A 6,711-nucleotide genomic window follows, 5' to 3' on the forward strand; every position below is an offset into this window, starting at 1 on the left:
AGTGACACGGGCAATAAAAGAGCTAGAAGAGCAGCGCGGAGAGATTCTGTTTTACAGGAGTACTCGACAAATTAAAATTACCGCTGATGGTGAGCGTCTGGCAAAGCAAGCACGTTTTGCGGTGGGATCGATCGATGCTTTGTTTGTAAAAGACACCAAGGAAAAACGAGATGAAATGCGTGGGACTGTGCGTCTTACTGTGTCGTCTGTGTTAGGGCGCAAATTGGTAGTACCTGCACTAGCAGAATTTGCCACACGTTATCCAGATATTGTCGTGGATTGTGTGCTAACAGATTCACACTCGGATGTGATCGATGAGCGGATAGATATCGGGATCAGATTTGGATTTTTGCCGGACAATCGATATGTGGCAAGGGAATTGGCGAAAGTGAACTTTTATTCTGTGGGTACGCCAGAGTTAATTGATAAGGTTGGAATGCCCAAAAAAATTATTGACCTAGATAAATACCCTCTAACAGCATTAGTCGATCATAAAACAGGACGTTACTGGCCATGGACATTCACCGAAAGTCGAAGCTTTACGCCATCAAAGCCCCGTTTTATTACAGATGATCTAGAAGCTGAATTTCAAGCGATTCTCGCTGGAGTTGGATTCGGACACATGCCTGGATTTCTAGTTTTGCCGTGGCTTAGGAGTGGTAAGCTCATTCAGATACTTCATGAGGAAACCTCTCCTGTTTGGCGCCTGTATTTATATCGTCCACAGCGGGGCCCGACACCTTTGCGAATCCGAGCATTGTTTGATTACTTAGTGGAAGTGCTGGGCCATATAGAAACCTGAATCAGANNAATCAGATAAGACCATCATGTATTTAGAGTAACTACAATTTTTCCTATTTGCTGATTTGATTCAAGATAGCGCTGAGCGTCATGCATGTCCTCAAAGTTAAAGCAACAGTCGATCACTGGACGAAGATATCCTGCACCTATACTGCTAAGAATAAATCGTCTGGCTTGCTCCCTTAGAACAGGGTCATGCAGAACCTCAAGGAACAAAAAACCTCGCATAGTTAAGCTCTTGCGTAATGCAATTTTTAGGGGGAATGGTGTGATCTCCGGGCTAAGTGCACCATGCATAACCATCGTTCCTCCCACAGACATCGCTTTTGCAATCTGTTCAATATGTGGCCCTCCTACAGCATCGAAGGCGACATCAAGATATTCTCCACCCAAACGTGAAACAAGCGCCTCATACAAATCTGGTTCATCTTCACTGGCTATAACATTTTTAACACCGAGATCCAGTAAACGTTGCTTTTTCTCTATCGTCTGTGTACTTGCAATGACCTTAGCACCCGCTGCTTCAGCGATCTGTATCGCAGCTAGTCCTACGCTACTTGAAGCTGCTGTGATCAAGATCGTTTTGCCTTTCGAAACTCCACCAGCATGGATTACACCACCCCAAGCCGTCAAATACTGCATCCAGATTGAAGAAGCTTCTTCCCAGCTTAAACTATCGGGTTTGTGAACTAAAAAAGTTTCTGGAATCAGAAGCTTGTCCGTATATGTCCCATATTTGGCTAGATTGTCAGTCGGAAGAATCGATACTGCATCTCCTGGAGAAAATTGGCGTACACCTTCACCTATTGCCAGAACTATGCCTGCTCCCTCATATCCCAGACGAGAAGGGAATACTGCCTTTTGAATATAAGTACCACGCCGAAACATTACATCAGCCCGGTTGAGTCCGATCGTTTTCATCTGGATTAGAACTTCTCCTGCTGCTGGTAAAGCAACAGGAAGTGTTTCTAATGTCAGAACATCTGTATCTCCAATACTATTGAAGCGCCAAGTCTTGGCCTGAAGTGCGTTAAATGACATCAATCACTACCTTAATATTGGCAGAGCGATCTTGAACAGCATCATGAGCCTCAATCGCTTGGTCTAGAGTAAAATGACGAGGATCAACAATAGGACGCAGTTTACCTTCCTCAACGAGACGAGTCGCGATCTTAAGGATATCACCATGATGAGAACGGCGATTGCCTGTTAACATCGGCATTAGGACGAATACGCCAGACACTGTGGCACACCGTAGAGATGAACTCGCTAAATTATGATTACCAAATGCAGCACAGCTGGTAATGTGGCCATAGTGAGTTGTCATGGAAAGTGAAGCTTCGAGTACTGGACCACCCACAGTGTCGTAAACAATGTTAAAACCTTGACCCTCAGGGCTTGCAGCAATAATGTCATCGGAAGATGCTGTTGTGTAATCGAGAGGTGTTGCACCGAGTTCTGAAATCAGTGATTGATCAGCTGTACGACCAGTCGCCCAAACATTTGCATCAAGTGCTTTTGCAAGCTGAACCACCATATAACCAACGCCACCAGCACCACCTTGAACCAGTACAGTTTGCCCTGGTTGGACCTTCGCATTATCCACTAAACCTTCCCAAGCGGTGAGGAACGTCAATGGTAGTACTGCTGCCTCGCGCATAGAGATATTCCGTGGCTTTAATGCGATCAGATCAGCATCTGCTACAACATATTCTGCTAAAGATCCTTGAAGATTACAAACGCCACCAATCAGACCGTAAACTTCATCTCCGACGTTGAAGTGAGTGACACCTTCACCAATAGCAGTTACAACCCCAGCCATATCTGTTCCCAACACGGCAGGAAGCTCTGGCATAGCATATGGTGCTTCACCAAGACGAATTTTATAATCAATAGGGTTTACACCACTGGCATGAATACGTACTAGAACTTGCCCAGCCTCTGGTTGAGGTATAGGGAGTTCTACACGTGTAAATTCATGAGCACCAAAATTTTCTAGGATAAGAGCATTCATCATCTTATTCATAGTTGTTCCTTATTCTTAACTGGGGGATGATATGCACAGTACCAAAGTAAATTAATCCAATAAATGATATTTATAGGATTTAATAATTCCTAAATAATGAATAATAAATATCATCCGCTCACTAAAAATATTCTAGTACAGTCTGTAAAGGCAGTTTAATCTAAACTGTCGGTAGTATTTTCAAGGCTTGAAACGTTCAAAATATCTACAAAGTGGCTAAAATTTGAAACATAATTCTAAAAGGTCACAGCATTACAAAGAACATGAGCCAAAATAAAAAATGGCAGCTAAAAGTCCCATTTTTTTGTGACCTTCGCATAAGCTCTACGACGTTAATTTAAAAAAACTAAAAACAGGGATAGAAAATTTTCGCTAAAGACCTTTTTGATTTTTCGATTTATAAAAATTATTGCTTTTTTTATACTATGGGGTACTATAGTATAAATGCTAGCAAATAAGGAGGTCTGATGCCTAATCAGGTTGAAGACAAAAAAAAGATTCTTCTACGCGTCAGAAAGATCAAAGGTCAGACGCAAGCGATTGAAAAAGCGTTAGAAGACAATGTGGAATGTGGTGCAATTCTGCAACAAATATGCTCTGTGCGTGGTGCTATTAATGGTTTAATGAATGAGATGTTAGAGGTTCATTTAAAAGACACTTTAGTATCAGGTGAAACCACAGAACAACAACGAAAAGAAGAATTGGCTGAAATCGCCAAGATTCTAAAATCATATTTAAAATAGATCTGTATAAGGAATTATTCCATGAAGTCACGTGCTGCCGTTGCGTTTGGTCCTGGTCAACCTCTTCAAATTGTTGAGGTTGATGTTGCACCACCGAAGAAAGGTGAAGTATTAATCAAGATCTCCCATACCGGTGTGTGTCATACAGACGCATTTACTTTATCTGGCGATGATCCTGAAGGTGTTTTTCCGGCTATTCTCGGGCATGAAGGTGCTGGTGTCGTAGTTGAGGTTGGTGAAGGCGTGACTAGCGTCAAACCAGGTGATCATGTAATTCCACTTTACACCGCTGAATGTGGCGAGTGCGTATTCTGTAAATCTGGAAAATCGAACTTGTGTATTTCCGTTCGCGAAACTCAAGGTAGAGGCGTAATGCCAGATGGCACAACTCGTTTTTCCTATAATGGTCAACCGATTTACCACTATATGGGCTGCTCAACGTTCAGTGAATACACGGTAGTGGCAGAAGTATCATTGGCTAAAATCAATCCTGAAGCCAATCACGAACATGTCTGCTTACTAGGTTGTGGTGTCACAACGGGTATCGGTGCAGTACACAACACCGCTAAAGTACAAGAAGGTGATAGTGTTGCGGTCTTTGGTTTAGGTGGTATTGGTCTAGCAGTCGTACAAGCCGCACGTCAAGCTAAAGCAGGACGTATTATTGTGGTTGACATGAATCCAGATAAATTTGCGCTGGCAAAAGAGTTTGGTGCAACGGACTTCTTGAACCCTAAAGACTACGATAAACCGATCCAGCAAGTAATTGTCGAAATGACTGGCTGGGGTGTAGATCATTCATTTGAATGTATTGGCAACGTGAATGTAATGCGTGCAGCCCTTGAAAGTGCACACCGTGGCTGGGGACAATCCGTAATTATTGGTGTAGCTGGCGCAGGTCAAGAAATCTCTACCCGTCCATTCCAACTAGTTACTGGTCGTAAATGGTTAGGTTCTGCTTTTGGTGGCGTAAAAGGTCGCACGCAACTTCCAGGAATGGTTGAAGATGCCATGAAAGGTAAAATTCAATTAGAACCATTTGTGACACACACCATGGGCTTGGATCAGATCAATGAAGCCTTTGATCTAATGCATGAAGGTAAGTCAATTCGTACTGTAATTCATTACGAGTAATTCCGTCAGGCCTTATACTTTTCCATGCATGTGCATCATGAATGACATGCATGGAATCCTCTAAAACGGCACATCATCTGTAAAACAGATCTATCTGTGCAGGCATCGTGTATAGCTTCAATAAACCTGCCTACATTTTAAATCTTTATCACTATTCTCTGTGAAGAATGTCAGACTCTTTGTTTACTCGATTTCTCATGAAGTCTTGCTCAACATAGGTAATTGATTATGGAAATAATTGAGAAACATGCTTCTTTTGGTGGATCGCAAGAAGTGTATCGCCATCAGTCAATAGCATTAAACTGTTCAATGAAATTCTCAATATATCTGCCACCTCATGACAAAGATGAGCGGTTGCCAGTTTTATATTGGTTATCAGGACTGACTTGCAACGAACAGAACTTTATTACTAAAGCCGGCGCACAAAAGTATGCGGCTGAACATAAAGTCATTATTGTTGCACCAGATACCAGCCCACGTGGAGAGGATGTACCAGATCATGCAGATTATGATTTAGGCCAAGGCGCAGGATTCTATGTNNCTGAGCTGTATAAAAGTATTTCTGCTTTTGCACCAATTGTTGCACCTAGCCAAGTACCTTGGGGGAAAAAGGCTTTCACACACTACCTAGGTGAAACCGAAACTTTATGGAAAAGCTATGATGCGATTGAATTAATCAAAAACGCTGAAGTTCATTTACCTATTTTAGTCGATCAGGGAACAGCTGATGATTTTCTTGAAGAACAGTTAAGGCCTAAGCTTCTTAGTGATATTTGTTTGGAACAAGAATATCCTCTTACACTTAACCTAAGAGAAGGGTATGACCATAGCTATTACTTCATTGCGAGCTTTATAGAGAAACATCTAGAGTTTCACAGCAAATTCCTAGCTAAATAACTTTCATAGATATGAGGATGTACATGTTGTTCTTGAATGTCTCTTGAGCAATATAATTTCCAGATGAAGAGGTCAGCTTATAAATCTAAGGACGAATCAATTGATCCTTATATAACTAAGATTGAATTTAATCATCTCATATCTTAATTTTTTGATTCAAATGTTAATGATATTAACTTGAATAAATTCATAGCATTATGCCGAAATAAAAAAATCAGATTTTGGCTCAGCTATGGGAATTTTTTTTAACTTTTATACAACAAAACTTTCTGACATGCATCCATTAGCAATGTCAGAATCGTTTGAATTCTAATCAATTGTGGAGTTTTAGTCATGCTTAAAACAGCTTTATATGTCCGCCTTGAAGCTAAACCGGGTAAAGAAGACGAAGTGGAAGCTTTCCTTAAAGCCGGTTTACCTATTGTAATGGAAGAACCTGCGACAGTTGCGTGGTTTGGCCTACGTCTTGGGCCTACAACATTTGGTATTTTTGATGCATTTCCTGATGAGGCGGGTCGCCAAGCACATTTATCTGGCAAGGTTGCAGCTGCTTTGATGGCTCAGGCCGATGAGCTATTTTCAGAGCCACCATCAATTGAAAAAGTAGATGTTTTGGCTAGTAAACTACCAGCTCATACTGACGCCTAAATGTATGAAAGTGCTGCCTGAAATTTCGAATGAAAGACAGCACTTCAACCCTTTGAGGTTTGTCGGAGGCTTTTTATTCAAGTTGGGCTACTTTATTTAATGGCTTAATTTCATCATTTACATGGATCAATATCAAAACAGGGTAAATAAACGAATGCACCCATGTACATGCTTTATATTGAACCAATATATTTAATTCACTGTCGCATTTGTACATCTGCTAAACCGTGCCAATCTGCTTTAAATATTCAATCACCACTGTTTTAGCCAATGCGTTCATGACCATGTCAGTAGTCATACGTGTTGATACCTTTCATCCAACAATCGCTCGTGAAAATACATCAATAATAAAAGCGGTATAGAACAAGCCTGGATTTTTTAACCATCACTAAAGTTGCAAGCTGAAATAATTTTTATAAAAATAGACGACTGGTCTATTTTTATGTATAGTCACCACATGGT

The 6,711-nt window shown here is 41.1% G+C and carries 7 protein-coding genes and 1 pseudogene; 5 read left to right on the forward strand and 3 right to left on the reverse strand.

The genetic code is table 11. The annotated features are described in order from the left end of the window. The coding region (locus B3J29_RS01860) for a LysR family transcriptional regulator (protein WP_286964243.1) at positions 1-802 on the forward strand (802 nt) is incomplete at its 5' end. 23 nt (positions 803-825) lie between these two features. On the opposite strand, the gene B3J29_RS01865 is transcribed toward B3J29_RS01860, so the two are convergent. Then, a complete protein-coding gene (locus B3J29_RS01865) occupies positions 826-1,842 on the reverse strand; it encodes a zinc-dependent alcohol dehydrogenase family protein (protein ID WP_004812134.1) in 1,017 nt (338 codons plus the stop codon). Continuing rightward, complete coding sequence (locus tag B3J29_RS01870; RefSeq protein WP_004812136.1) at positions 1,832-2,827, reverse strand: zinc-dependent alcohol dehydrogenase family protein; 996 nt, start codon at positions 2,825-2,827, stop codon at positions 1,832-1,834. Before B3J29_RS01870 ends, B3J29_RS01865 begins: the two co-directional genes overlap by 11 nt. Positions 2,828-3,294: 467 nt before the next feature. On the opposite strand from B3J29_RS01870, the gene B3J29_RS01875 reads away from it, so the two are divergent. The 4 genes from B3J29_RS01875 (at position 3,295) to B3J29_RS01890 (ending at position 6,249) form a co-directional block, all read left to right on the forward strand. Then, entirely contained in the window at positions 3,295-3,570 is a 276-nt protein-coding gene (locus tag B3J29_RS01875; protein ID WP_001133624.1) for a metal/formaldehyde-sensitive transcriptional repressor, read from the forward strand. Between the two features lie 21 nt (positions 3,571-3,591). Then, positions 3,592-4,704: an S-(hydroxymethyl)glutathione dehydrogenase/class III alcohol dehydrogenase gene (locus tag B3J29_RS01880; protein WP_000842149.1), complete on the forward strand. Its 1,113-nt coding sequence runs from the start codon at positions 3,592-3,594 to the stop codon at positions 4,702-4,704. Positions 4,705-4,932: 228 nt separating this feature from the next. Next, positions 4,933-5,601: an alpha/beta hydrolase-fold protein gene (locus B3J29_RS01885; protein WP_286964244.1), complete on the forward strand. Its 669-nt coding sequence runs from the start codon at positions 4,933-4,935 to the stop codon at positions 5,599-5,601. A 333-nt stretch (positions 5,602-5,934) separates the two neighbouring features. Continuing rightward, on the forward strand, positions 5,935-6,249 hold the full coding sequence (locus tag B3J29_RS01890) for a putative quinol monooxygenase (protein ID WP_004812141.1): 315 nt from the start codon (positions 5,935-5,937) through the stop codon (positions 6,247-6,249). A gap of 73 nt (positions 6,250-6,322) precedes the next feature. Here the strand turns inward: B3J29_RS01890 and B3J29_RS15390 are convergent. Further along, positions 6,323-6,625, reverse strand: a pseudogene (locus tag B3J29_RS15390) (hypothetical protein); the annotation flags it as partial. Positions 6,626-6,711: the final 86 nt, after the last annotated feature.

The sequence above is a fragment of the Acinetobacter sp. UBA5984 genome, from assembly GCF_002429925.1.
GTDB lineage: Bacteria > Pseudomonadota > Gammaproteobacteria > Pseudomonadales > Moraxellaceae > Acinetobacter > Acinetobacter variabilis.